This is a genomic window from Rhodococcus sp. G6(2025), from assembly GCF_058628105.1.
Genome location: NZ_CP179750.1, coordinates 6,887,071 through 6,911,441, shown reverse-complemented (window position 1 = coordinate 6,911,441; position 24,371 = coordinate 6,887,071). Strand labels below are relative to the sequence as shown.

Below are 24,371 nucleotides of genomic sequence, written 5' to 3'. Positions count from 1 at the left end.
CTAGGCCATCAGCGGGGCCAGCCGCTCCGCATGTTCCCGCAGCGACGGGACGTGGCGCAGCATGAGGTGTCCGTGATCGACGTGTCCCGACAGGGCCAGACTGCCGACGAGCGACCCCGTTCCGGACCGGACGGGGACGGCCACGCAGGCCGACGCGTCCCGGAGCTCGGCGAGTTGGGTGGCGAAGCCCTGGCTTCGGATCAGGTCCAGATTCGCGAGGAGTTCGCTCCGCGCGACGATCGTGCGGGCCGTCAGCGCCCGTGGCTCCCAACGCGGAATCACGGATTCGAGTTCCGACTTCTCCGCGAGAAGGAGTTTGCCGACTGCGCACGCGTAGAGGTGCTGGTTGAGAAACGATTCGTCCTCCGGCGGCGGGTATTCGGGGTCGGCGTCGGCCGTGCGGACGGCGACGTTGGTGTAGTAGAACAGGTGGACCCCGAAGCGCACCGACAGTCGTAGTTCGGCGAGAACCTCACGCGCCGCCGCACACACGGTGGGCACGACGGCGGCGTCGACGAGGATCCCGATCTTCTGGCCCAGCGCGAACCCGGACAGATCGGGGAGCCGCACCACATAGCCTTCGCCCACGAGAATGTTGAGCAGTCGATACGTGGTCGCCGACGGCATCGACAGGCGGGCCGCGATGTCTTTCGCGGTCACACCCGAGCCGGCGCGGGCCACCTCCTCGAGCACCCGCAGCGCGCTGGTGACGGCTTTCGGCTGCCGCCCCGACAGGGCTCTGTCGTCGGGGCTCACCGGCGGACCTCCCACGGGCGGTACCGGCCCAGCAGGTCGTCGGCCACGGCCTCGTCGTACACACCCATCCGTTCTCCGATTCCGGGGGATCTCCTGGCGCGGATCGCGAAGACCGCGGCGCCGACAAGCATCAGAAGCACGTAGACGGCGGTCGCCGCGCCCGCGACATACGTGCGCGAGAACGCCGCCCACCCGACGAGGGCGACCATCGCCGTCGCCGTCAGCACGCCGACGATCAGGGGAAGTCGAGTCAGTTCGCCGATCCGCCGGAGGAACGCCGGCGTCGCGACGCACAGCAGGACGTACGCGAGGACGTAGCCGTGGGCGGACACGGCGAGGAGTCCGATCAGGACGTCGCGGCTCGAACCGCTGACGAACAGGTAGAGGACGGGCACCGCGACCACGACCGGCATCGCCGCCGTCAATGCCACGTGCGGAGTGTGGAACCGGTGGTGCGTCCGGCCGAACACGCTCGGAACCACCCCTTCGCGGCCCATCGCGAACAGGGTGCGCGACAGCGCCGTCGTCGAACCGAGGACGCACGCGAACCAGGAGGCGGTGATGCCGAGTTCCATGACGATCGACAGCGCCGACGAACCTGCGCCGGACGTGTCGGGCAGCGTGAGGACGATCGGCAGCGAGTCGACTCCCTGCCGCACCGGCTCCGGCAACTGCAGGGCGGCCGCGAACACGTACAGAACGCCCAGCGCGATGGGGGTCCACCGGATGGCGCGCGGGACGGCGACGAACGGGTTGCGGGCTTCCCGCGCCACCGTGCCCGCACTCTCGAATCCGACGAACGACGTGATCGCGAGCAGCACGGCGAACCCGACCGCGGATCCTGACTTCGCGCCGCCCGCGGACGGGGTCGCGCCCTCGCGGACCGATTGCACGAACGCGACCACCAGCGCGGCGGAGGCGGCCACGATTGCGAAGACCTCGATGGCGAGCATGATCCGCGCCGACAATTGCACGCCCCGGACCATGAGGAGAAGGGCGAGCAGTCCGACGATCGCCGCGAGGACCGCGATGAGGGGCGACCCCGCCGGAAGCCCGACTCGGCCGAGCAGCGCGGCGAGGTAACTCGCGGCACCGAGTGTGCTCGCCATGGCCGCGGCCGCGTAGCCGACGAGCAGCGACCAGCCCCCGCCGAAACCGGGCACCGCCCCAAGTCCCTTCACGATGTAGCTGTAGAGACCGCTGACGGCGACCATCCGGGTGGCGAACTGTCCGATGCAGTAGCCGACCGCCGTCATCAGAATCGCCGCCGCGACGAACACCGCAATGGTCGCCCGGCCCGCGTCGGGTATGACGAGAGCAGGCAGCGTGACCATCACGGCCGACGGTGCGACCGCGGAAACGGACTGCCCGAGCACTTGGACGAAACTCAGACGCGCTCGCTCGAGACCGGCGACCGGTGATCTACTTCTGATTCTCGGTGTACCGGACACCACGCACCTGCTCTCCACACTTTCCGGCCGGCCCCGCGCGAGTGATCAACCCGGGGCTGCATGAGTTGCACGCTAGCGCAGCAGACGAGCGCGATGCGCCGATCGGAATTAATTTTCGATCACCTCGAATGAGAATGGCCGGAGAATTCGTTCCCGATTCCGGAGCCTGCGCCGGCGCACACGGCGGATCAGCTGCACCAACCCGAAAAGCCGGAATGAGAATCGGCGCCGCCGTGGCCGGAAAAGTCGAATGAGAATGCCGCAGTCGCTGATTCCCATCCGGATTTAGTAGTGACCGGCGACACATTCGGGGTTTATCGTGGGTTCGGGCCGCAGCACGACGAGGCGAAAACTTCCGCCAAAAGTGTTCTGCAGAAGCCGGATTCATTCACAGATTCGTTCACTCCATCGAAGAGGACATGATGACTGCAGTCGTTCACACCCCCGCCGGACTCGACCCCCGGGTCGTCGACTTCGTTTCGTCGCCGAAGCGCATGTTCGTCGACGGCCGATGGGTGGACTCCGCGTCGGGCAGGACGTTCGAGACGGTCGATCCCGCCACCGGACAGGTGATCACGACAGTGCCGCACGCCGGAATCGAAGACGTGGACCGGGCGGTAGCGGCGGCCCGGCGGGCTTTCGAGTCCGGGCCGTGGCGCTCGCTCACCCCCGCGGCACGTCAGCGGATCCTCTGGAAGATCGGCGAGGGGATTCTGGCCCGGGCCGATCAGTTCGCACAGCTCGAGTCGATCGACAACGGCAAGTCCGTAGCGGTGGCAAAGGCCGTCGACGTGACGTGGGCGGCGGAGATCTTCTTCTACTACGCTGGCTGGGCCACCAAGATCGAAGGCCGCACCATCCCCGTGTCGGTGCCGTGGGCGCCCGGAGCCCGATTCCACGCCTTCACCACCCGTGAACCGGTCGGTGTGTGCGCACAGATCATCCCGTGGAACTTCCCGCTGGTGATGGCCGCGTTCAAGGTGGCACCCGCGCTGACCTGCGCGAACACCATGATCCTCAAGCCTGCCGAGCAGACACCGCTCAGCGCGCTGCTCCTCGCCGAGGTGATCGCCGAGGCCGGTGTCCCCGACGGCGTGTTCAACGTGCTCACCGGTTTCGGCGACATCGGCGCGGCGCTGTCGAGCCACGACGACGTCGACAAGGTCGCGTTCACCGGTTCGACCGAGGTCGGAAAGAAGATCGTCACTGCCGCATCGGGGAACCTGAAGAAGGTGTCCCTCGAACTCGGTGGCAAGAGCCCGCAGGTGATCTTCTCCGACGCCGACCTCGAGGCCGCGATCCCGGGCGTGGCCGGCGGTTTCCTGTTCAACCACGGCCAGGCCTGCACGGCCGGAACGCGCCTGCTCGTCGAAGACCGGATCTTCGACGAATTCACGTCCGGTGTCGCCGATTTCGCGAAGTCCCAGAAGATCGGACCCGGACTCGACCCCACCAACGACATCGGCCCGCTGATCTCCGAGGAGCAGTTGGGCAAGGTCACCGGATACATCGACGCCGGACTCGCCGACGGTGCTCGCGCGCTCTCCGGCGGGCAGCGGCACGGCGACACCGGCTTCTACGTGGAGCCCACCCTGCTGGTCGACGTGAACCGTGACTTCAGCGTGTACCAGGAGGAGATCTTCGGACCGGTCGCGGTGGCGGTGCCGTTCAACCGGGAAGAAGGCGTCCGCGCGGCCGCCAACGACACCCCCTACGGCCTCGCCGCCAGCGTGTGGACCCGGGACGTGTCCCGCGCCCATGAGGTGGCCGCCGAGATCAAGGCGGGCACGGTGTGGGTGAACTGCCACAATGCCTTCGACACGGCGCTTCCGTTCGGCGGCTACAAGCAGTCCGGGTGGGGACGCGAACTCGGTGAAGGCGCCATCGCCGAATACACCCAGAGCAAGTCCGTCAACATCGCCCTCTAGATTCCTCGACCGGACCCGAATGAGAATCGTCCTGCGTGCGTTCTCATTTGCTGTCGACGGACTGTGACGCTGCGGCAACTGCGCCGACAACCCGCAGTCGCATGCTCGTCCCAGAGCTCACCGCGGAGCCTCCACGCAGGCCCTCTCCTCGTGAAAGTCGAAGGAAACCATGACAACCAACGCCCCCACGCACTCGAGTGCGGTCAGCGACCGCGCCCCTCGCAGACTGGCAGGCACCCTCGGTCCGGGTGCCATCGTGTTCATGGTCGTCGCAGCGGCGGCCCCGTTGACCGTCATCGCCGGAACCGTCCCTCTGGGCATCGCAGCGGGCAACGGCGCCGCCTACCCCGCGTCGTACATCGTCTGCACGGTGGTGCTGCTGTTCTTCGCCGTCGGATTCACGGCGATGGCCAAGCACCTCCCCGGCGCCGGCGCGTTCTACACCTACATCACGCAGGGCCTGGGCCGGCATGCCGGTCTCGGCTCCGCATTCCTCGCGCTGCTGTCCTACACGGCCGTCCAGGGCGCGGTGTACGGATACATCGGAGCCGCCGTCAACGATTTCGTCACCGCTCACGGCGGCCCCGAACTTCCCTGGTACGTGTGGGCCCTGGCCGTGACGGCCGTGGTCGCGATCCTCGGATACCGGCACATCGACCTGTCCGGCAAGGTGCTCGGCGTACTACTCGTCTGCGAGGTCGGAATCGTCCTCGTCATCGACGCCGCCGTCATCGTCCGCGGCGGCGGCGACGAAGGATTCTCGACGGCGGCGTTCCACCCCGCCGAGTTCTTCTCCGGAGCACCCGGCATCGCACTGATCTTCGCCATCGCCGGGTACATCGGATTCGAGGCCACCGCCGTCTTCCGTGACGAGGCCCGGGACCCGGGCCGCACCATCCCCCGGGCCACCTACCTGGCGTTGCTGGTCATCGGCGGCTTCTACGCACTGTCGAGCTGGGCGATGGTCAGTGCGTGGGGCGACGAGGGTGCCGTGGCCATCGCGACCGAGAATCCGGAAGGGATGATCACCGAGACCGCCACCCGCTACGTGGGCGCGATCGCCGGCGACCTGGTCCAGATCTTCCTGATCACGAGCCTGTTCGCGGCCCTGCTGTCCTTTCACAACGTGCTGTCCCGGTACATCTTCTCCCTCGGGAACAGTGCGGCCCTGCCCGCGGGATGCGGCCGCTCGCACGTCAAGCACGCGTCGCCGTACATCGCGTCCGTCGTGCAGACGGCATCGGCTCTCGTCCTGATCGTCGCGTCCGCCGTTGCCGGACTCGACCCGGTGACCGAGGTGTTCGCGTGGTTCGCCGGTGTGTCCTCGGTCGGCATCGTTGCACTGATGACCCTGACCTCCGTGGCCGTCCTCGTCTACTTCGGCCGGACCCGGGTGGACCGGCGGGTGTGGAACACCGTGATCGCACCCCTGCTCGGCCTCGTCGGCCTGGCCGGGCTTCTCATCATGACCGTCGCCAACCTTCCCCTTCTCGTCGGCGGGTCGAGCACTCTCGCCGCCGTCATCGGGATCCTGCTCGTCGGAACCTTCGCCGGCGGAGCAGCCGTCGCCGTGCTCCGACCCCACGCCGCACGCCACGACACCGCTCTACCGCAGCACGACACCATCATCGACAAGGAGATCGCACGATGAGCACCGCCACCACCGAGACCCCGGCCACCGTCGGTTCCGCCGCCCCGGATCATCCGCTCACCCCGTTGTCTGCGGACGAGATCCGTTCGGCGAAGGCACTCCTCACCGACGAGGGACTGATCGGCGAGAACGTGCGCTTCGTCTTCGTCGCGCTCGCCGAGCCGCACAAGTCGACGGTCCTCGCGTTCACACCGGGCGACCCGATCGAGCGACGCGCCCGGATCCTGCTGCTCGACCGATCCACCGGCATCGGCACCGACCTCGTCGTGTCGGTGACGGAGAACCGCGTGATCAGCAGGGCCACCGTCGATTCCGCCACCGACGGCCACGTGCCGATCCTCGACGAGGAGTTCGAGGACATCGAGGCGTTCCTGCTCGGCAGCTCCGACTGGCTCGCGGCGATGGCCAAGCGCGGCATCGAGCCGTCGAAGGTCCGGGCGGTTCCCCTGTCGGCGGGCGTGTTCGGTCACGAGGACGAGGTCGGGCACCGCATCGTCCGCGTCCTCGCCTTCCACCAGGAGGACAAGGCGGACCTGCCGTGGGCTCACCCCATCGACGGGGTCGTAGCCTACGTCGACCTCACCGAGCGTCGCGTCGTGAAGGTGGTCGACGAGATCGAGCTACCCGTCCCAGCCGAGCGCGGCGAATGGAACGCCGAACCGCACGCCACACCCACCCGCACCGACCTCAAGCCGATCGAGATCACCCAACCCGAAGGAGCAAGCTTCTCCGTCGACGGCAACGAGATCACCTGGGCCGACTGGAAGTTCCGCTTCGGTTTCGACGTGCGCGAAGGTCTGACGCTGCACCAGCTCTCGTTCGACGACGGGGGAGTGGAACGTCCCGTGATCTATCGTGCCTCGATCGCCGAGATGGTGGTTCCCTACGCCGATCCGTCCCCGGTCCGGTACTGGCAGAACTACTTCGACCAGGGCGAGTACCTGTTCGGCCGGTACACCAACTCGCTCGAACTCGGCTGCGACTGCCTCGGCGAGATCCAGTACTTCGACGTCACGATCGCCGACGAGTCCGGTGACCCGCGCGTCATGAAGAACGCGATCTGCCTCCACGAGGAGGATTACGGCGTCCTGTGGAAGCACACGGACATGTTCAACGGCATGACCGAGACCCGCCGCTCGCGCCGCCTCGTCATCTCGTTCTTCCTCACCATCGGCAACTACGACTACGGCTTCTACTGGTACCTCTACCTCGACGGCACCATCGAACTCGAGGCGAAGGCCACCGGAATCGTCTTCACCTCCGCCTACCGCGGTGCCGACGGATTCTCCACCCAGATGGCGCCCGGGCTCGGCGCCCCGTTCCACCAGCACCTCTTCTCCGCCCGGCTCGACATGGCCGTCGACGGCAATGTGAACACCGTCGAGGAAGTGGATGCCGTGCCCGTCCCGATGGGTCCGGAGAACCCGTGGGGCAATGCCTTCCGCTGCCAGAAGACCAAGCTGACCACCGAATCCGAGGGGCAACGCACCGCCGACAACCTCAAGGCCCGGGTCTGGCACATCACCAATCCCACCAAGCAGAACCGGCTGGGGCAGGACGTCGGGTACGCGCTGCACCCCGAAGGTCAGCCGGTGCTCCTGGCGGATCCGTCCAGTTCGATCGCCTCCCGTGCCGCGTTCGCGACCAAGCACCTGTGGGTCACGCAATACGACGAGTCCGAGCGTTATCCCGCAGGCGACTTCGTCAACCAGCACCCGGGCCAGGCCGGTCTGCCGACGTTCGTGGCGGGCAACCGGGACATCGAGGGCGAAGACCTGGTGCTGTGGCACACGTTCGGGCTGACGCACTTCCCCCGGCCCGAGGACTGGCCGGTCATGCCGGTCGACTATGCCGGGTTCACGCTGAAGCCGGTCGGATTCTTCGACCGCAACCCCGCGCTCGACGTGCCGGCGAGCACCGCGACGCACTGCTGCGAAGGCTAGAAGTCGTGTCCGCCGTCTTCTCTCCGATCGCCCGCCGCGCCAGTCATTGGTTGCGGCGGGCGGCCGCGGCCCTCGCGGTTGCCGCGGCAGCGCTCCACGCCGCGTCGCTCGGTGAGCATGCGACGTCGTCGCCGATGGTCGGCATGGTGACCGCCGCGATGATCTTCGGATGCCTGTACTGCGCCCGGCACCTGTGGATGCGTGGTTCACACCGGGATTGGGGTCTCGTCGCGCTGATGAACGTCGGCATGATCGCGTTGCACGTCACCGTGATGAGTCCCGGGTCCGGTGGCGGTCACCACGGGCACGCGATGCACGCAGCGGCGTCGGCTCCGATGGGTCATTCGATGTCGACTCCGATGGCGGCGGCACTCGCGACGGCCGCACTCGAAGCGATCGTCGCCGTGACGGTGCTGTTCTATCAGACTCGGTTCGACGCCCGAGAAATCCCGGCCTGACCTGGAGGGTCAGTTTTGCACTGGCGCAAGATCGTTCGATACCAGTGCGAGAATGTCGTTCGCGTGACTGACGGCAATGAAATGACCACCACCGCTGATCGGGTGCCAGACGGCGCCCGGGGTCTTGTCCGCTACCGTCTTGTTGATGATCTCGGGCACCAGGGTGTCCGCGCTGCCCTGCCAGAAGTGCACGGGGCGCGTCACTTTCGTCATGTCGAACGGCCAGGCCTTGTAGAGCATCGTGGCGTCGACGACGAGTCCGTCCGCGCCATGTCGAAAGCACTCGCGCCCTGCCCTCAGGAACGCGTCGAGGACCTTCTCGTCAGCCAGCACCTCCCGGTCCGCGGTGCACGCCGACTGCGTGATCGCCTTCGCGTAGCGATCCGCGAAGTGGGTGGCACTGATACCGAGCACGTCGTACATGAGTGTGAAACCGGGGTGGAAGTGAAGTGCCAGGCGGCCACCCAGCGCGTCGACGCTGCTGAGATACTTCGCGGCCCAGTTCGATCCGAAGGTTCCGTAATTGCCACCGGCGATGCACACGACATCGGCCAGGCGCGCGGGGTCCAGATACGCGGCGGCCGCCAGTGCCCACGGTCCACCCTCGGACCAGCCGGTCACCGCGAATCGTTGTGCGCCGAAGGAGTCGGCCAGCAGCAGGAGGTCATCGGTCCAGCCTTCGAAGGTGCGGCCCGGTTGAGGATCGGACCCGCCTATGCCCGGCCTGTCCGCGCACACGAATCTCAGTCCATTGGCCTTCGCATGCGAATCGAACAGTTCGGCCTCCAGCCGGCTCGAGGGTCCGCCGTGGTTGTGCAGCACGAGCGGTCCGCCCGGGTCGCCTGCTTCGAGATACGTGATGGTCCGGTCGCCGACCCGGATACTGCCCTCTCGCGTCACGTGGACTCCTCACAGTGTGGGCCGGACGCCGAAAGTGGATTGGCGGCGTCGAAACTGCAGGTACTCCGATCTCCCTCATACTAGGCGTCACCGGCGTGCAGGCGGTACACCCGTCGTGCGGTTTCGCCGAAGAAGCGCGCTTGTTCTGACGGTGACAAGTCGCCGAGTGCTGCCTGGACGGTGGACACCATGGTTTCGGTATCCCACAGCAGATGGTCGATCGGGTAATGCGAGGCGAACATGCATCGCCCGGCGCCGAAGATGCTGAGGGCCGTCCGGACCCACCGACCGATCGCCTCCAGGGATGTTCCGAAAATGAGGGCGATTCCCTGCAACTTGAGGACGACGTTCGGAAACTGACTCACCGCCGTGAGGCGTTCTTCCCACCGGGCGAAGCCCTGGGCAGTGAGATCGACCGGCCAACCGGCCGCCTCCAGCACGAACGTGGTGTCGGGAAACGCGGCGATGAGTTCGTGCGTGGCGGGTAACTGCTCGTCGTAGACGAGCAGATCCCACACCAGCCCCGCATCGGCGACCTGCTCGAATCCATGCAACCAGGCCGGGTCTGACAGGTAGTCGCCGCGCGCACCCAGGCGCTTGATCGGGTCGGCCGCCCAGTACAGCGGCTGACGCACAGCCCGGACCACCGGGAGATCCCGGTATTGCGCGAGAACGCCTGTCAGATCGCCTGAATCGAGCTGCACGGCCGCGATGAAGGCGTTCGGAACACCGACGCGGTCGGCGCAATGCTGAACCCAGATGGCCTCCGCGACTCCGTCTGCAGCACCGAACTCGCACGCGACCGAGGCCGTGACGGGCGTCCCCTCGACTTGTGCCCGATAGTCGTGCGGCAGGTACCGGTGCGCAGCGTCGTAGTAGTTCGGCAGCAAGGCGGTGAGCGCGGGTGGGCGACTGTCGATCCACGGGTACTCGAGGTCGGGCAGGTTGATGAAATGATGATGAGCATCGACAATGTCCACCTCACGCAGCATATTTCAGCCGTCGACGGGGGATCGGGCAATTGGTCGAGCGCGGCTCCTGTGGTCGCGTGGATCGTTAAGGTGTCGACATGGAACGCCGGATCGACGAAGCCCTGGTCCATTACGTCGAGCACGGCACCGGCGTGCCGCTCGTGGCTCTGCACGGCGCCGGCGTCGATCATCGTGAGATCGAGGCGGCAATCGAGGCCGTCGTTCCCGGCACGGGATACCGACGGATCTACCCGGACCTGCCGGGGATGGGCCTGTCGACAGCCGACGGCCTGACCAGCAACGACGATGTGGTGAGGCTGATCGGTGACTTCATCCACAGCCTGGGCGCGGGCCCGGTGATGCTGGTCGGACATTCCTACGGCGCCTACCTGGCACGCGGGGTGGCCGCACAGCGACCGGACACGGTGCGCGGCCTGGCATTGTTGTGTCCGGTCACCGAGCGGTCACGACACGTGCCCGATCACGCCGTGGTTCGCCAGGACGCCGATGCCTACGACGAACTCGAACGTGCGCAGAGGGCGGGGTTCGACGAGTACTTCGTCGTGCGCACGCCGCCCACCGCTCGCCGCTACCGCGACCATGTTCTGCCGGGTACGACGCTCGTCGACGAGGACGCTCTCGGGCGCATCTTCGCCGGGTGGACGGTCGACGTCGGATCGAGTGCGTTCCCGGGGCCGACGTTGATCGTGGCGGGCCGCCGCGATTCGGTCGTCGGGTACACCGACGCGGCCGAATTGCTCGAGCGCTACCCGCACGCCACCCTGGCCGTCGTCGAGGACGTCGGTCATGCACTCATGCACGAGCGGCCCGAACTACTTGCCGCGCTGTTCGGCGACTGGTTGGATCGACTGACGCGCCCGGCCGATGGTTCTACCGGGACGCTTCCGTCCAGGTGACCGGCAGTTCGTGGACGCCGTAGATGTTCATGTCGGTCCTGAGTTTCACGTTGCCGGCGGGGATGGCGAGCCCCAGGGTCGGGAAGCGGCGCAGCAGTCCCTCGAATCCGGCGCGCATCTCGAGGCGGGCCAGTTGCTGGCCCAGGCACAGATGGACGCCGTGGCCCAGGGACAGGTGACCGCGGGCCTTGCGGCGGATGTCGAGGGTGTCGGGGTTGTCGAAGCGCTGGGGGTCGCGGTTGGCGGCCAGCAACGAGACGACGACCGTCGATCCCTCGCCGATTGTTTCGCCGCCGAGTTCGATGTCCTCGGTGGCGTAGCGATAGAAGATGTCGGCGACGGACAGGTAGCGCAGGAGTTCCTCGACGGCATCGGGGAGGAGGTCGGGGTCGGCGCGCAGTTCCGCCAGCTGCTCGGGGTTCTCCAGCAGCGCGAAGGTGCCCAGCGCGAGCATGTTGGCGGTGGTCTCGTGGCCGGCGAGCAGCAGCAGGAAGGCGGCGCCGGTCAGCTCCTCGATGGTGAGGTCGTCATCGCGGGCCAGATCGGACAGTATGTCGTCTCCGGGGGCGGCGCGCTTGTGCGTGACCAGTTCGGCCAGGTACGTGCTCAGTGCGCCGTACGCGGCCATCTTCTCGTCGAGCGGCTGGTCCTTGATCAGGAACTTGGCGGAGTTGACCTGGAAGGTGTCCCGGTCCGCGTAGGGGACACCGAGCAGTTCGCAGATCACCAGCGAGGGCACCGGCAGCGCGAACTCTTTGACCAGGTCGACCGGCGGGGTCAGGCGCGCCATCTCGTCCAGTTGCCGCTCGGCCACGTCGATGATGTGGTCTTCGAGCTGCTTCATGCGTTTGACGGTGAAGGCGCCGGTGAGTGTGCGCCGCATCCGGGTGTGGTCCGGCGGGTCCATGGCGATGAACACGCCCGGCATCTGCGGGGACGGCTCGGTGGCGGTGGGCATGCCGGGGGTCTCGTACGGCACGTGGAGAATGCCGATGTCCTGGCGGGAGCTGAACCGGGTGTCGGCCATGAGCCGGCGGACCGCGTCGTAGCCGGTGACGAGCCAGCCCTCGTGACCGTCGGGGAAGACCATGGGACTGACGGGACGAGTCTCGCGCAGCCGGGTGATCTGCCGGGGCGGGTCGAAGGGGCCCGCATCGCGTTCCATGGGGAGGCCGTACGGGACGGCGACCGTGTTACTCATCGGATGTCCTTTCGTGGCAGTATCAGTTGCGGGGCCGTGCCGCTACCGCGAGTACTCGCGGTTGAAAAGCCTTTTCGACCAGAGGTATCCGCCGAGGGCGATGACGGCGCACCAGCCGAGCGCGATCCATGCGTTGTTCCCGATCGGGGTACCCATCAGCAGGCCGCGCAGGGTTTCGATGATCGGGGTGAACGGCTGGTACTCCGCGAACCAGCGCAATCCGGCAGGCATGGAGTCGGTGGGGACGAACCCACTGCCGAGGAAGGGCAGCAGAACCAGCGGCATACCCACATTGCTCGCGGCCTCGACGGTCTTGCTCACCTGGCCGAGCGCGACGGAGAGCCAGACGAGCGCGAACGTCACCACCACCAGGAAGCCGACGGTGGCCAGCCACGCGCCCACCCCCGCGGTGGGCCGGAAGCCGACCAGCAGTGCCACGCCGATCACGATCGCGACGCTGAGCATCGCCTGGATCACGCTGCCCAGCACGTGTCCGGTCAGCACCGAGACGCGTGCGATGTGCATGGTGCGGAACCGGGCGATGATGCCCTCGGTCATGTCCATCGCGACCGAGATCGCTGTCCCTTGCACCGCGGCCGTCACGGTCATCAGGATGATCGCGGGCACAACGTAGTTGACGTACTCGGCGCGCCCGCCGGACACCCCGCCCAGCCCTGCGCCCAACGTCCCGCCGAACACGTAGACGAACAGCAGCAGGAAGACGACCGGCATTCCGACGAGAGTCACGGTCATCGACGGGTACCGCAGCATGTGATTGAGGTTGCGGCGCAGCATCGTGGCCGAGTCGCGCAGCGGGTGGAACCGGAGGTCCGCCGGGGCCGGCCCGGCGAGAGTGGGGGCGGGGGCGCTCATGAGGTCACCTTCTCGTTGTGGGGGTTGCCGGTGAGGGCGAGGAAGACGTCGTCGAGATCGGGGGTGTGCACGGACAGCTCGTCGACCTCGATGGCCTCGTCGTCGAGCCGGTCGATCAGGGTCTTGAGCGAGCGGAGGCCGCCGTCGCTGGGCACGCGGAGGGCAAGTGCGTCGGGGTCGCGCGAGACCTGGTCGAGGACGCGCTCGGCCGCTTCGAGGCCGCGTGGGTCGGCGAACTGCAGGCGGACGTGGCTCCCAGGGATGCGGCGCTTGAGCTCGTCCGCGGTTCCCTCGGCGACCAGGCGGCCGTGGTCGAGGACCGCGATCCGGTCGGACAGTTCGTCGGCTTCCTCCAGGTACTGGGTGGTCAGGAAGATGGTGACGCCGGTGGCCACCAGGTCCCGGACGATCTGCCACATTGCCCGGCGGCTGCGTGGGTCCAGGCCGGTGGTCGGCTCGTCGAGGAAGATCACGCGCGGGCTGCCGACCAGGGTCATCGCGAGGTCGAGCCGCCGCCGCATGCCTCCGGAGTAGGTCGAGACCGGCTTCGAGGCCGCGTCGACCAGGTCGAACCGTTCGAGCAGCTGGGCGGCGCGCCGCCGGCCGTCGCTGCGGGCGAGGTGGTGCAGATCCGCCATCAGCAGCAGGTTCTCCTTACCGGTGAGCAGGTTGTCCACCGCCGAGAACTGGCCGGTGACACCGATTGCGGCGCGCACCGCGTCGGATTCGCGGGTGAGGTCGTGGCCGGCGACTCGGGCGTAACCGGCATCGGCGCTGATCAAGGTGGACAGGATGTTGACCGTGGTGGTCTTCCCGGCGCCGTTCGCGCCGAGCAGGGAGAAGACCGTTCCCTGCGGGACGGTCAGATCGATGCCGTCGAGCACGACGTGGTCGCCGAACGACTTGCGTAACCCGGTCACCGCGATGGCCGGCTGAGATTGCCTAGTGGTCATGGTTTCCCTTTCTCGAGGTCCAGAAGTGGATCAGGAACGACGGATCGTGATGCCGCCGAACGAGGTGTGCGCGCGGACCTCGACGGTCTCGTCGGACGCCTCGGGCCGGGTGGTGTTGTCCAGCAGATTGCGTACCTGCCCGAACTTGGTGTTCACCTCCAGCCAGGCGGCGGTGCCTTCGGCGATGCCGATCTCCAGGTCGCCCATCGCGGTCCCGAGCTCGACCGAACCGCGGGCCACCTCGCCGAGGCGAATGCTGCCGTTGGACGTCTTCGACTCGACACTCGCGCCGGCCCGGTCGACGGAGATGTCGCCGTTCGCCGAGCGCACGTGGACGTCGCCGGTGACCGCGGCGATCGCGGTGTCACCGTTGGAGTTCTTGACGATTGCGGAGCCTTCGATCTCGCCGATGCGGACCTTCCCGGAGCCGGTGCGGATCTCGGCGTTGCCCGCGACGCCGTCCGCGGTGACGTGACCGGCCGCGGTGTCCACACGCAACGGACCGGTCTGCTCGAGCCGGACGTTCCCGGTGGAGGTCTTGAACCGGCACTGCCCGAGCCGGCCCGTGCCGCTGAGGTCTCCCACCTGCACCTCGCCGGAAACCTGCGAACCGCTGGGCAGGTCGATGGACACCTCCACCGACCTGGACTTGCGGGAGAAGTCGAGTACGCGCGCTTTCGGTCCCATGACCTGGAGCACGCCGTTCGCGTAGTCGACGCGGACCCGCTGGGCGGCCTGCACGTCGGACTCATCGGATGCGTCGCTCGGGCGCACGTCGACGGTGGTGCCGGTGCGGTCGCTCGCGGTGATCCGCACATTGCCGACGCCGAGTTCGAGCGTGACGGAAATCGGTTCGGGTGTATCGAAATTGGGCATAGCTGTCCCCTCGGGATGAGTTGGTGAAACATCCCCGCAGGTCGGGGACGTGGTGTGAGGTGAGGCGGTGCGGCTAGCGCACCCAGCCGGTGAGGCTCTGCTTGGTCTGTTTGCCGCGCTGCTGGGCGTGCTGGACGCGGTCCGGTTGCTGCAGCGCGGTCGAGGCCGCGCGGACCAGCCAGGCGTTGACCGAGCGCCCCTCCTTGGCTGCGGCCTCCTCGACCGCGGCCTTGAGCTGTTCGGGGAGGCGCACGTTGATCCGCGCGGTCGGGCCGTCCTCGGCGATCGGTGTGCCGCCGTCCGCCGGTGCGGCATCGTCCTCGGTCGCGTCTTCGATCGGCTCGGCGGGCCGTGCGGTCACGACGAAGTTCGGGTCGCGTCCGCGCAGGCGCAGCTCCACCGATCCCGGGGCCAGATCTTGGGTGATCTCGTCCGTGGCGGCGGACAGTGCGTCCAGCAACGTCATCCGGATCGCAGACTCGAGCGACCCGGTCAGGCGCTCGACCAACGCACGGGATTCGTCACCGCCGGCTTCGGCGAGGGTGGCGAATTCACGTCCGAGGTTGCTCACATACGGTGTCAAATCCATGGTGCCATCGTGGCACAGCAATGGCACCACGGCAAGGGTTTAGTGGCTCAAATGTGGTGCCACATGGCACCACCTGGCCGTTCTCGGATGAAAAGTGCTGGTTGTTGCCGCTCGACCAGCCGATCGGATAACGGCCGGAACCTCCCTGGGCAACGACGGTCTGCGCCTAGAATCCCAGTGAGCAGCGACTCCCACTCGACCTCTGCGTACGAAGGGATCGACCCCATGAGCTTGTCGACTCGTAGCCGGCTGCGTCGAACGGCCACCGCGCTCAGCATCGTTCTTGCCCTCGCCACCGTTTCGTGCGGATCGGACGGTCGCAGCGGCGAACAGCAATCAGCGGAAAACGGTCCCGACGTCGCGGACACCGATGATCCCAACGCCGACAAGATCGCCGCTATCGTTCGCGACAAGCTGACGGAGCTCGATCTCAGCGGCGCCGTATTCGGTGTGTGGCGCGGCGACGAGGAGATCGCCGCCGGGGCGGTGGGGGAGTCTCCGCTCGGCGTTCCCGCGACGCGTGACATGCAATTGCGAGTCGGCCAGCCGATGGAACCGATGCTGTCGACAATTCTGTTGCAGCTGGGCGAGGCCGGAACGCTGATCCTGGACGAGCCGATCGCCAAGTGGGTGCCCGACTTTCCGCGAGCCGACAAGATCACCCCGCGGATGCTCGCCAACAGCACCACCGGCATTTCGGACTACGTGACCAACCCCGATTTCCTGAAGATCTTCTACGCAAATCCGATCAAAGGCTTTACGTCTCAGGAGATCTTCGACTTGGCGAACGCCCGCCCGCCGCTGTTCGAACCGGGGACCAGTTTTGCCTACGCGCACAGCGACCTGTGCCTGCTCGGTGTGGTACTCGAGAAGGCGGCGGGAAAGCCGTTGGGAGACCTCCTGAAGGAGCGGATCTTCACGCCGCTGGGGATGGACGCGAGCAGCGTGGTGCTGACACCTCAGATGAGTGAACCGATCCTGCACGGCTATACCAACGAACGTGGCGTCTTCGAGGACTCCACGTTCTGGAATCCCACGGCGTTCCTCAACAGCGGCAACATGAACTCGACGGTGGCCGAAGTCGCGCGGTGGGTTCGTGCGCTCGGCACCGGCGAACTCCTGTCCGACACGGCGTTCACGGAGATGATGGCGGACAAGACCGCCGGGCTGGGCCCGCTGACTGCGGACAAGTACTTCGCATTCGGAACCGTTCACCTGGGCAGTTGGCTGCTCATGAACCCGGCGTTCGGGGGCTACAACGGCATCGCCCTCTACGAGACGGAGTCGAAGACCACGATCGTCGTCTACGCCACGCTCGGACCGACGGCCAATGCCAACGCCAATAACACGGTGCCGATCGGCAAGGAGATCGGCGCCCTCCTCTTCCCCGACAACCCGCCGAAGGTGCCCTGACGCTCACCGTGGAGGTGGACGGATTGCACCCGGCGGGTCCGCGAAAACCGTTGTCGCTACGGGCTAACCGGCATCCTCTTGGGCGGCGAGCTGCACCCTGATCCGCGACGTCGCGTTGATCAACGACTCGTTGTTGACGGCGGCCGCAGCGTCGGCGTCGCCCTTGCGGGCGGCCTCGACGAGACGTTCCTGGTACCTCCACAACGAGTCGTCCCCCGGCGTGTCGAGGGTGCCCTGCGCACCGACGATCTTGTAGGCACGGCAGTGCTGCCACAGGGTACGGATGGAGTCGACCAGCACGGGGTTCGCTGATGCTTCGTAGAGAATCGTCAACAGCGCCTCGTCGTGATCGAGCAGCGCCACCACCCGGCGTTCGGCGATGGCGGTCTGCATGAGTTCGTACTCGGCGTGCATCCGGTCGACGTCCGCCGGGCTGATCTGCTGGGCGCCCAATCGTGCGGCTTCCACTTCGAGCAACCGTCGCACGTCGTAGACGTGGACCAGTTCGGCCAAGGTCAAGCCCTTCACGACCGCGCCCTTGTGGGGGACGCGCTCGGCCAGACCGGCTTCCTCGAGCCGCCGGATCGCCTCGCGCACGGGCATCACGCTCGTCCCGACCTGCGCGGCGATGTCGCGAATGCGCAGGCGGGAGCCTGCAGGCAGATCGCCGTTCATGATCGCCTCGTGCATCGTCTCGTAGACCTGGTCGGTCAACAGGGACGTTTCGGCGCGCTTGGTCATTACCACAGCTCAAATATAAACCGCACGAGGGGCGCAGCCGTGCGCCAGACGACCTGCGCGAGTCTGCGCGCCGCGCCGCACACCGGTGCCGCGACACACCGGCAGCCTGAGTTGGTCGTGCGTCCAGAGCGTTTACGCTCGTCGGAGGTGCTCGGGGCGGAGTGACGGACGGCGGGTGGGCTGTGAAACACAGGGCGCGTAGATCGACTCTGGCGGTGGTGACGGCGGCGGCCGCGGTACTGACACCGATCGCGGCGTCGGCCCCGGTGACAGCCGATCCGCTCGGGTTCACGAAGACCACGCTCCATTTCCAGGTTCTCGTCGGACCGAACCGGGACGAGCCGTGCGACGTGATCGGCGACGTGTACAAGCCCGACTCGGCGTCGGCGTCGAATCGGGTGCCCGCCGTGCTCACCACCAACGGCTTCGGCGGTTCCAAGAACGATCAGGCCGGCATCGCGTCGTTCCTCGCGTCCCGCGGCTACGCGGTGCTCGCGTACTCCGGGCTGGGCTTCGGCGGTTCCGGTTGCAAGATTCACATGGACAACCCCGACTACGACGGGCGCGCCGCGAGTGAACTGGTGAGCTTCCTCGGCGGACGCGACGGCATGGCGTTCGTCGATCCCGCGCACACCGTCCCCGTCCCCGGACTCGACTACGTGGTGCAGGACCCGACCGCTCACCACGGCGTCGCCGAGGCGCACGATCCGCGGGTCGGCATGGTCGGCGGCTCCTACGGCGGGGCCGTGCAGTTCGCCGCGGCCTCGGTGGACCCCCGGATCGACACGATCATCCCGATGATCACGTGGAACGACCTCAGTTACTCCCTCGCGCCCAACGGCACCGACCAGATCACCGGGGTCAGCACGTCGGTTCCCGGTGCGTCGAAGGTGGTGTGGTCGCTCATGTTCGGGGCCATCGGCGTGACCAACCCCCGGGCCGAGGGCTACGCGCAGGACCCTGTGCGGGCGTTGGGTTGCCCCAATTTCGCCGACCCCGCGTGCCCGGCGCTGACGCAGGCAGCGGTGCAGGGCTACCCGGACCCGGGGTCCGTCGACTTCCTGCGCCAGTCGTCCGTGGTGTCGTACGCGGACCGGGTGAAGATTCCGGCGTTGATCATGCAGGGTCAGCAGGACACCCTCTTCGACCTCAACGAAGCGACGGCCACGTTCGAGACCCTGCAGGCGCAGGGCAACGACGTGAAGATGATCTGGCACAGCTGGGGGCATTCCGATCTCACTCCCGCCGAGGGCGAGATCAGCATGAAGGATCCGAACCCGGACACCCAGTACGAGACGGGCCGGATGGTCGACTGGTTCGACCACTACCTGAAGGATCGCGCGGTCGACACCGGGCCGGTGTTCAGCTACTTCCGCAACTGGGTCGACTACACCGGCAACGCCGCACCCGCGTACGCCGAATCCTCGGATATCGCGGTAGGCCAGGACTATTCGCTCTACCTCTCCGGCGACGGCGCGCTGACCGACCGACTCGACGGCATCGTTCCCGGCGCGCAGACGCTGAACACGCTGCCCGGCGGCCTCCCCACGGACCGGGAGGCACCGGACACCCGGCCGGGGAATCAGGTCCCGCAGGGCATGATCCCCGGCACCCAGGCCGAATGGTCGTCCGGCATCCTCGACGCCCCGCTGGACGTGGTCGGCGCCCCGACGCTCGACGTCCGCGTCGCCGCCGCACCCGCGGTCACCGGTGTCGAGGACTCGGTCGTGGTCTTCGCGAAGCTGTACGACGTGGCTCCTGACGGCACCGAAACGCTGATCAACGGACAGGTCGCTCCGGTGCGCATCGTGGCACCCGGTGGGCCCGTCCGGGTCACGATGCCGGCCATCGTCCACCGCTTCGACGAGGGGCACCGCGTTCGCCTCGTGGTGTCCGGGGGAGATCCGAGCTTCCGCGGAAGTCTGGTGCCGCACCAGGTCACCATCGCCTCGGGCGACCCGGGGCAGGCGCTGGTGCTGCCCGTGACCGGCTGAGGTCGGGGCTCGTCCGGATGAGTCGCCACGAAACGAGTGATTGACATCACATGAGGGTCGGGATCACACTGGAACCCTCAAATTGAATCCGATGTCAAGATCAATTGCGTCGGCTGGTGGAGAGGAACCACAGGTGACCAAGCTCGGAGGAGTGTGCGACAAGCGCTTCACGGCGTTGCAGGAGGCACTGAAGGACAATCTCGACTCCGGTGAGGAACTCGGCGCGTCGATCGTCGTGACCCTCGACGGAGAGCCGGTGGTCGACATGTGGGGCGGATGGTCCGACACCGATCACGCCACCGAATGGGAGCGCGACACCATCACCAACGTGTGGTCGTGCACCAAGACGGTCACCGCGCTCGCCGCACTGATGCTCGTCGACCGCGGACTGCTGGACGTCTACGCGCCCGTCGCGAAGTACTGGCCGGAATTCGCCGCGGCAGGCAAGGACCGCGTCGAGGTCCGCCATCTCCTGTCGCACACGTCGGGTGTGTCGGGGTGGGATCAGCCGATCACGGTCGAGGACACATTCGACCTCGCCGAGTCCACGAAACGGCTTGCCGCCCAGGCGCCGTGGTGGGAGCCGGGCACGGCGTCCGGATATCACGCGCTGAACTACGGCCATCTGATCGGTGAGGTCGTCCGCCGAATCGACGGGCGCACGCTCGGCCGTTTCGTCGCGGAGGAGATCGCCGGGCCACTGGGGGCCGACTTCCACATCGGATTGGACCCGTCGGAGTTCGGCCGGGTGTCGAACGTGGTCCCGCCGCCGCCGTTGCCGATCGATCTGGCCTCCCTCGACCCCGCCAGTGTCATCGTCAGGACGTTCACCGGCCCCGGACCGGACGCGTCCGCGTCCTGGTCCGACGAGTGGCGCCAGGCGGAGAACGGTGCGGCCGGTGGCCAGGGCAACGCCCGGTCGCTCGCCCGGATCCAGTCCGTCGTGGCCTGCGGGGGAGAACTCGACGGCGTCCGCCTGCTGTCGCCGGACACCATTTCCCTGATCTTCGAGGAGCAGTCGAGCGGCGTGGATCTGGCTCTGGGGCAACCGATTCGATTCGGCATCGGGTACGGTCTGCCGACGCCCGTGTCCGTGCCGTTCGTCCCCGAGGGACGCATCTGCTTCTGGGGTGGCTGGGGCGGCTCGCAGGTCGTCGTCGACACCGAACGCCGGATGACCATGACGTACGTGATGAACAAGATGGGGCCGGGACTTCTCGGCTCCGACCGGACCGCCCAATATGCGACGGCGACGTTCGATGCGCTGAGCTGACTCGCCCGCCCGGGGCGTGATCAGGACGCCAGCCCCTTGTCCTGCAGCCATTCCCGGGCGATGTCGCCCATGTCCTCGAGGTCGGCCACCCGCTGGTTCATCTCGATGAGATCCTCGGTCGTCAGTGCTGCCGACACGTCGGCCAGGACGCCGCGGACATCGTCGCCTGCCTTGTTCTCGTTGATGATCGGGGTGATGTTCTCCGCCAGGAACAGGTGTTTGGTGTCCTCGAGTGCCACGAGGTTCTCCGACCGCATCGCCGGGTCGGTGCTGAACACGTCCGCCACTTCGATCTGACCGCTCAGCAAGGCGTTGAGCGTCAGGGGACCGCCGGCGTCGAGTGCCAGGAACTCCTTGAACGTCAGTCCGTATTTGTCCCGCAGGCCGGCGACGCCGTTCTCCCGGGTCTTCCATTCGGGCGGGCCGCCGAGGGTGAGCTCGTCGGCGTGGGGCACGAGGTCCTCGATCGTCTCGAGCGAGTACTCGTCCGCGGTCTCCTGCCGCACCGCGAGAACGTCCTTGTCCTCGGCGGGGGACGGTTCCAGTGCGACGAGCCCGGCGGGCAGCTTGGCCTTGATCTCCGCGGTCACTTCGTCCGACGCGGTCGCGGTGGTGGCGCTGTCGAGGTATTGGAGCAACGCACCCGAGTACTCGGGCAGCAGGTCGATGGAGCCGTCCCGGATGGCCGGGACGTACACCTCCCGGCTTCCGATGTTCAGCTTCTCGGTGACGTCGATGCCGTTCGCGCGCAGCGCCTCCGCGTAGATGGTCGCGATCAGCTGGCTTTCGGGGAAGTCCGCGGAGCCGACGACGATGGCACCGTCGCTGCTTCCGCCGTCGTCGGATGCCAACGGGTCCTTGCCGATCCCGCATGCCGTCAACGACATCAGGGTGGCGCCGGTCAGGGCGACGATCAATGCCTTCTTCATGATGATGTCCTTCAGATCAGCGAGGGCTCGGGAGCGGACGCGGGTCGGGCTGCGACGGCGGTGTCTTCGGAATCGGATCGCTTGTTCGCGCCGCTCCGCTCGCGTCGCGTCAGACCGGGTGAGACGACCCGAACCGTGAGGAATCCGATCGCCAGGTCGAATGCGAGCGCGAGGAGAGACACGAGGACCGCTCCGGCGGCCATCTGCGCGTAGTCGCTCTGCGCCTTGCCGTCGATGAGGAGACGTCCCAGTCCGCCCAGCGAGATGTAGGCGGCGACGGTCGCGGTCGAGACGATCTGCAGCACGGCGCTGCGCACACCCGACAGCATCAGCGGCAGCGCGCAGGGCATCTCCACCTCGGTGAGGATGCGCATCGACCGGAACCCCATGCCCCGCGCAGCGTCCACGGCGGCCGGGTCGACCGAGCGAATGCCTGCGTACGTGTTGGTGAGAATCGGCGGGATGGCCAACAAGACCAGCACGATCAGGCTCGGAATCAGATAGGCCAGCTTGGTCGAGAACGACGGTGCGATGACGAGCACCAGCAGGATCAGCAAGCCGATGGTGGGAAGGGCGCGCAGCGAGTTGGCCAGGCCCGCGACGACGACCGCTCCGCGACCAGTGTGCCCGATGTACAAACCGAGCGGAACCGCGATCAGCGCCGCCGCGAACAGGGCGAGGAATGTGTACAGCAGGTGCTGGAGGAGGAGAGCAGGAATGCCCTCGGGCCCGGTCCAATGAGCACCGTCGAGCAGAAAGTCGATCATGATGAGACCACCTTCGGGGTCCACGGTGTGAGTAACCGATTGGCGAGCACGATGAGCAGGTCGAGAACCAGCGCCAGCAGCAGGCACAGCGCGATACCGGTGATGATCGGTGTGTAGAAACGCAACTGGAAGCCCTGGGTGAACAGGGAACCGATCTGCGGGATCCCGAGCAGCGCGGCGAGAGAGACCAGGCTGACGTTCGACACGACCGCGACGCGCAGTCCGGCGCAGATGACGGGAACACCCACCGGCAGCTGAACTTTCAGCAGAGTCTGGTACGGCCGGTAGCCCATCGCCGTGGCGGCGAGCACCGTCTCCTGCGGCACCGAATCCAGGGCGTCGGCGATGACGCGCACGAGCAGGGCGACGGTGTAGATCGTCAGCGCGACGACGATGTTCATCGGATCGAGAATCTTCGTTCCGAGGATCGGCGGGAGCAGGACGAACAGCGCCAGCGACGGGATCGTGTAGAGCAGGCCGGCCGTGCCCACCACATAGGGGTTGATCCGGCGACTGCGATGCGCCAGCCAGCCGATCGGCAACGCGACGATCACACCGACGACGAGCGGCACGAGCGCGAGGAGGATATGCCAGCCGACCAGTTCGGCGATGCGATCGGACTGGCGGCCGAGCCATTCGATGTTCATCGGGCCATTGCCTCCGTGGCCACGAGATCCGCCGACTCGATCGCCGCGACCGCCGCGTGTGCCGTCACGGTTCCCACGAGCACACCGTCGCCGTCGACGACGACACCGCGTTTGCTGGGTGCGGACAGGGCGGCGTCGAGCAGGGCCCGCATCGTTCCGTGCGCATCGGCGACCGTCCCGCTGAGATTCACGTCGTCCGGGCGGATGCGGTCGACGACCTTCGCCGGTTGCACCCAGCCGATCGGCTTGTTCGCCGGATCGACGACGAGCAGCCAGTCGTCCGTGGTCCGGGTGCGGGCGTCGGACGCCGAATCACCCAGACGAGCAACGGGTTCGGCGACCGTCTCCACGCGGCCGCCGAGGTTCGAGAACCCCAGCGAACGGTAGCCGCGGTCGCGTCCGACGAAGTCGGCGACGAACTCGTCGGCGGGTTCGGTCAGCAACTCCAGCGGCGTCGCCGCCTGCGCCAGGATCCCGCCGGTCCGCAACACGACGACCTGGTCGCCGAGCTTGAGTGCCTCGTCGATGTCGTGCGTGACGATGATGATCGTCTTGCCGATGTCCTTCTGCAGTCTCAGGAATTCGTCCTGGAGCTGGCTCCGGACCACTGGGTCGACAGCGCTGAACGGTTCGTCCATCAGCATGAAGGCCGGGTCCGCGGCGAGGGCGCGCGCGACCCCCACACGCTGTTGCTGGCCACCCGAGAGCTGCCACGGATACCGGTCCGCGAAGTTCGCCGCGAGACCGACCGTCTCGAGCAGCTCCATGGCCCGGGTTCGCGACTCCTTCTTCGTCTTTCCCAGCAATCTGGGCATCGTCGCGACGTTGTCCACGATGGTGCGGTGCGGGAACAGTCCGGCATGCTGGATGACGTACCCGATCCGCCTGCGCAACAGCACGGGATCCATGTCCGCCGTGGATTCGCCGTCGAGGGAGATGGTTCCGGACGTCGGTTCGATCAATCTGTTGATCATGCGAAGCGACGTGGTCTTGCCGCATCCCGACGGCCCGACGAGTGCTGTGATCTTCCCGCTCGGGCACTCGAGGTCCAGTTCGTTCACCGCTGTCGTGCCGTCCGGATATGACTTGGTGACTTTGTCGAATGTGATCATCCGCGTGCTACTTTCGTGTAATCCGAGT

The 24,371-nt window shown here is 67.1% G+C and carries 22 protein-coding genes; 8 read left to right on the top strand and 14 right to left on the bottom strand.

Annotated elements, in window-relative coordinates; all coding sequences use genetic code 11:
- Both ACLIVD_RS32000 and ACLIVD_RS31995 read right to left on the bottom strand, forming a co-directional pair.
- On the bottom strand, positions 1–756 hold the full coding sequence (locus tag ACLIVD_RS32000) for an IclR family transcriptional regulator (protein ID WP_283351429.1): 756 nt from the start codon (positions 754–756) through the stop codon (positions 1–3).
- Positions 753–2,207: an APC family permease gene (locus ACLIVD_RS31995; protein ID WP_280781322.1), complete on the bottom strand. Its 1,455-nt coding sequence runs from the start codon at positions 2,205–2,207 to the stop codon at positions 753–755. Before ACLIVD_RS31995 ends, ACLIVD_RS32000 begins: the two co-directional genes overlap by 4 nt.
- Positions 2,208–2,629: 422 nt before the next feature.
- Between ACLIVD_RS31995 and ACLIVD_RS31990 the strand changes: the two genes are divergently transcribed.
- The 4 genes from ACLIVD_RS31990 to ACLIVD_RS31975 all read left to right on the top strand — a co-directional run bounded on the left by ACLIVD_RS31990 (position 2,630) and on the right by ACLIVD_RS31975 (position 8,187).
- Entirely contained in the window at positions 2,630–4,135 is a 1,506-nt protein-coding gene (locus ACLIVD_RS31990) for an aldehyde dehydrogenase family protein (RefSeq protein WP_283332001.1), read from the top strand.
- Between the two features lie 169 nt (positions 4,136–4,304).
- Complete coding sequence (locus ACLIVD_RS31985; RefSeq protein ID WP_491931244.1) at positions 4,305–5,786, top strand: APC family permease; 1,482 nt, start codon at positions 4,305–4,307, stop codon at positions 5,784–5,786.
- Positions 5,783–7,729 carry a primary-amine oxidase gene (locus ACLIVD_RS31980; RefSeq protein WP_477951121.1) on the top strand — a complete coding sequence of 649 codons (1,947 nt, stop codon included), beginning with the start codon at positions 5,783–5,785 and terminating at the stop codon, positions 7,727–7,729. The genes ACLIVD_RS31985 and ACLIVD_RS31980 overlap by 4 nt, the downstream gene beginning before the upstream one ends.
- A 5-nt stretch (positions 7,730–7,734) precedes the next feature.
- Complete coding sequence (locus ACLIVD_RS31975) at positions 7,735–8,187, top strand: hypothetical protein (RefSeq protein ID WP_280781326.1); 453 nt, start codon at positions 7,735–7,737, stop codon at positions 8,185–8,187.
- Between the two features lie 9 nt (positions 8,188–8,196).
- On the opposite strand, the gene ACLIVD_RS31970 is transcribed toward ACLIVD_RS31975, so the two are convergent.
- Together ACLIVD_RS31970 and ACLIVD_RS31965 are read right to left on the bottom strand one after the other, a co-directional pair.
- Positions 8,197–9,087, bottom strand: a complete 891-nt coding sequence (locus ACLIVD_RS31970; RefSeq protein WP_491931243.1) for an alpha/beta fold hydrolase — start codon at positions 9,085–9,087, stop codon at positions 8,197–8,199.
- An 80-nt stretch (positions 9,088–9,167) separates the two neighbouring features.
- On the bottom strand, positions 9,168–10,079 hold the full coding sequence (locus tag ACLIVD_RS31965; RefSeq protein ID WP_491931242.1) for an amidohydrolase family protein: 912 nt from the start codon (positions 10,077–10,079) through the stop codon (positions 9,168–9,170).
- Positions 10,080–10,156: 77 nt separating this feature from the next.
- On the opposite strand from ACLIVD_RS31965, the gene ACLIVD_RS31960 reads away from it, so the two are divergent.
- Complete coding sequence (locus tag ACLIVD_RS31960; protein ID WP_491931241.1) at positions 10,157–10,975, top strand: alpha/beta fold hydrolase; 819 nt, start codon at positions 10,157–10,159, stop codon at positions 10,973–10,975.
- Here ACLIVD_RS31960 and ACLIVD_RS31955 read toward each other — a convergent pair.
- The 5 genes from ACLIVD_RS31955 to ACLIVD_RS31935 form a co-directional block, all read right to left on the bottom strand.
- Positions 10,950–12,176 carry a cytochrome P450 gene (locus ACLIVD_RS31955; RefSeq protein ID WP_491931240.1) on the bottom strand — a complete coding sequence of 409 codons (1,227 nt, stop codon included), beginning with the start codon at positions 12,174–12,176 and terminating at the stop codon, positions 10,950–10,952. The two genes, ACLIVD_RS31960 and ACLIVD_RS31955, sit on opposite strands and share 26 nt — an antisense overlap.
- A gap of 42 nt (positions 12,177–12,218) precedes the next feature.
- The gene (locus tag ACLIVD_RS31950) at positions 12,219–13,049 is read right to left on the bottom strand and encodes an ABC transporter permease (RefSeq protein ID WP_280781331.1); all 831 of its coding nucleotides are present in this window, start codon (positions 13,047–13,049) and stop codon (positions 12,219–12,221) included.
- Positions 13,046–14,002: an ATP-binding cassette domain-containing protein gene (locus ACLIVD_RS31945; RefSeq protein WP_283351436.1), complete on the bottom strand. Its 957-nt coding sequence runs from the start codon at positions 14,000–14,002 to the stop codon at positions 13,046–13,048. Before ACLIVD_RS31945 ends, ACLIVD_RS31950 begins: the two co-directional genes overlap by 4 nt.
- Before the next feature lie 30 nt (positions 14,003–14,032).
- Positions 14,033–14,878 carry a DUF4097 family beta strand repeat-containing protein gene (locus ACLIVD_RS31940; protein WP_491931239.1) on the bottom strand — a complete coding sequence of 282 codons (846 nt, stop codon included), beginning with the start codon at positions 14,876–14,878 and terminating at the stop codon, positions 14,033–14,035.
- A gap of 73 nt (positions 14,879–14,951) precedes the next feature.
- Positions 14,952–15,467 (bottom strand): YlcI/YnfO family protein, encoded by a 516-nt coding sequence (locus ACLIVD_RS31935; protein ID WP_283331994.1) that lies wholly within the window; start codon positions 15,465–15,467, stop codon positions 14,952–14,954.
- A 225-nt stretch (positions 15,468–15,692) separates the two neighbouring features.
- Here ACLIVD_RS31935 and ACLIVD_RS31930 point away from each other — a divergent pair, with 225 nt between their 5' ends.
- Positions 15,693–16,880, top strand: coding sequence for a serine hydrolase domain-containing protein (locus ACLIVD_RS31930; protein ID WP_283351438.1), 1,188 nt, complete (start codon positions 15,693–15,695; stop codon positions 16,878–16,880).
- Between the two features lie 63 nt (positions 16,881–16,943).
- On the opposite strand, the gene ACLIVD_RS31925 is transcribed toward ACLIVD_RS31930, so the two are convergent.
- Positions 16,944–17,621, bottom strand: a complete 678-nt coding sequence (locus ACLIVD_RS31925) for a GntR family transcriptional regulator (RefSeq protein WP_283331992.1) — start codon at positions 17,619–17,621, stop codon at positions 16,944–16,946.
- 161 nt (positions 17,622–17,782) lie between these two features.
- Here ACLIVD_RS31925 and ACLIVD_RS31920 point away from each other — a divergent pair, with 161 nt between their 5' ends.
- Together ACLIVD_RS31920 and ACLIVD_RS31915 are read left to right on the top strand one after the other, a co-directional pair.
- On the top strand, positions 17,783–19,615 hold the full coding sequence (locus ACLIVD_RS31920; RefSeq protein WP_491931238.1) for a CocE/NonD family hydrolase: 1,833 nt from the start codon (positions 17,783–17,785) through the stop codon (positions 19,613–19,615).
- A gap of 133 nt (positions 19,616–19,748) precedes the next feature.
- Entirely contained in the window at positions 19,749–20,888 is a 1,140-nt protein-coding gene (locus ACLIVD_RS31915) for a serine hydrolase domain-containing protein (RefSeq protein WP_283351439.1), read from the top strand.
- Between the two features lie 20 nt (positions 20,889–20,908).
- Here ACLIVD_RS31915 and ACLIVD_RS31910 read toward each other — a convergent pair whose 3' ends face one another.
- Genes ACLIVD_RS31910 through ACLIVD_RS31895 form a run of 4 tightly spaced genes read right to left on the bottom strand, consistent with a single transcriptional unit; the run spans position 20,909 to position 24,343 of the window.
- Positions 20,909–21,817, bottom strand: a complete 909-nt coding sequence (locus ACLIVD_RS31910) for an ABC transporter substrate-binding protein (protein WP_112300149.1) — start codon at positions 21,815–21,817, stop codon at positions 20,909–20,911.
- 11 nt (positions 21,818–21,828) lie between these two features.
- Positions 21,829–22,584, bottom strand: coding sequence for an ABC transporter permease (locus ACLIVD_RS31905; protein WP_477956476.1), 756 nt, complete (start codon positions 22,582–22,584; stop codon positions 21,829–21,831).
- Positions 22,581–23,231: an ABC transporter permease gene (locus tag ACLIVD_RS31900; RefSeq protein ID WP_280781340.1), complete on the bottom strand. Its 651-nt coding sequence runs from the start codon at positions 23,229–23,231 to the stop codon at positions 22,581–22,583. The genes ACLIVD_RS31905 and ACLIVD_RS31900 overlap by 4 nt, the downstream gene beginning before the upstream one ends.
- Positions 23,228–24,343 (bottom strand): ABC transporter ATP-binding protein, encoded by a 1,116-nt coding sequence (locus tag ACLIVD_RS31895; RefSeq protein WP_491931237.1) that lies wholly within the window; start codon positions 24,341–24,343, stop codon positions 23,228–23,230. The genes ACLIVD_RS31900 and ACLIVD_RS31895 overlap by 4 nt, the downstream gene beginning before the upstream one ends.
- Positions 24,344–24,371 lie beyond the last annotated feature (28 nt).

Coding starts and splice junctions, on each gene's coding strand:
- ACLIVD_RS31930 (WP_283351438.1), top strand. CDS start 15,693: ATGAGCTTGTCGACTCGTAGCCGGCTGCGTCGAACGGCCACCGCGCTC.
- ACLIVD_RS31980 (WP_477951121.1), top strand. CDS start 5,783: ATGAGCACCGCCACCACCGAGACCCCGGCCACCGTCGGTTCCGCCGCC.
- ACLIVD_RS31955 (WP_491931240.1), bottom strand. CDS start 12,176: ATGAGTAACACGGTCGCCGTCCCGTACGGCCTCCCCATGGAACGCGAT.
- ACLIVD_RS31900 (WP_280781340.1), bottom strand. CDS start 23,231: ATGAACATCGAATGGCTCGGCCGCCAGTCCGATCGCATCGCCGAACTG.
- ACLIVD_RS31965 (WP_491931242.1), bottom strand. CDS start 10,079: ATGCTGCGTGAGGTGGACATTGTCGATGCTCATCATCATTTCATCAAC.
- ACLIVD_RS31935 (WP_283331994.1), bottom strand. CDS start 15,467: ATGGATTTGACACCGTATGTGAGCAACCTCGGACGTGAATTCGCCACC.
- ACLIVD_RS31925 (WP_283331992.1), bottom strand. CDS start 17,621: ATGACCAAGCGCGCCGAAACGTCCCTGTTGACCGACCAGGTCTACGAG.
- ACLIVD_RS31940 (WP_491931239.1), bottom strand. CDS start 14,878: ATGCCCAATTTCGATACACCCGAACCGATTTCCGTCACGCTCGAACTC.
- ACLIVD_RS31990 (WP_283332001.1), top strand. CDS start 2,630: ATGACTGCAGTCGTTCACACCCCCGCCGGACTCGACCCCCGGGTCGTC.
- ACLIVD_RS31945 (WP_283351436.1), bottom strand. CDS start 14,002: ATGACCACTAGGCAATCTCAGCCGGCCATCGCGGTGACCGGGTTACGC.
- ACLIVD_RS31985 (WP_491931244.1), top strand. CDS start 4,305: ATGACAACCAACGCCCCCACGCACTCGAGTGCGGTCAGCGACCGCGCC.
- ACLIVD_RS31910 (WP_112300149.1), bottom strand. CDS start 21,817: ATGAAGAAGGCATTGATCGTCGCCCTGACCGGCGCCACCCTGATGTCG.
- ACLIVD_RS31905 (WP_477956476.1), bottom strand. CDS start 22,584: ATGATCGACTTTCTGCTCGACGGTGCTCATTGGACCGGGCCCGAGGGC.
- ACLIVD_RS31950 (WP_280781331.1), bottom strand. CDS start 13,049: ATGAGCGCCCCCGCCCCCACTCTCGCCGGGCCGGCCCCGGCGGACCTC.
- ACLIVD_RS31895 (WP_491931237.1), bottom strand. CDS start 24,343: ATGATCACATTCGACAAAGTCACCAAGTCATATCCGGACGGCACGACA.
- ACLIVD_RS31960 (WP_491931241.1), top strand. CDS start 10,157: ATGGAACGCCGGATCGACGAAGCCCTGGTCCATTACGTCGAGCACGGC.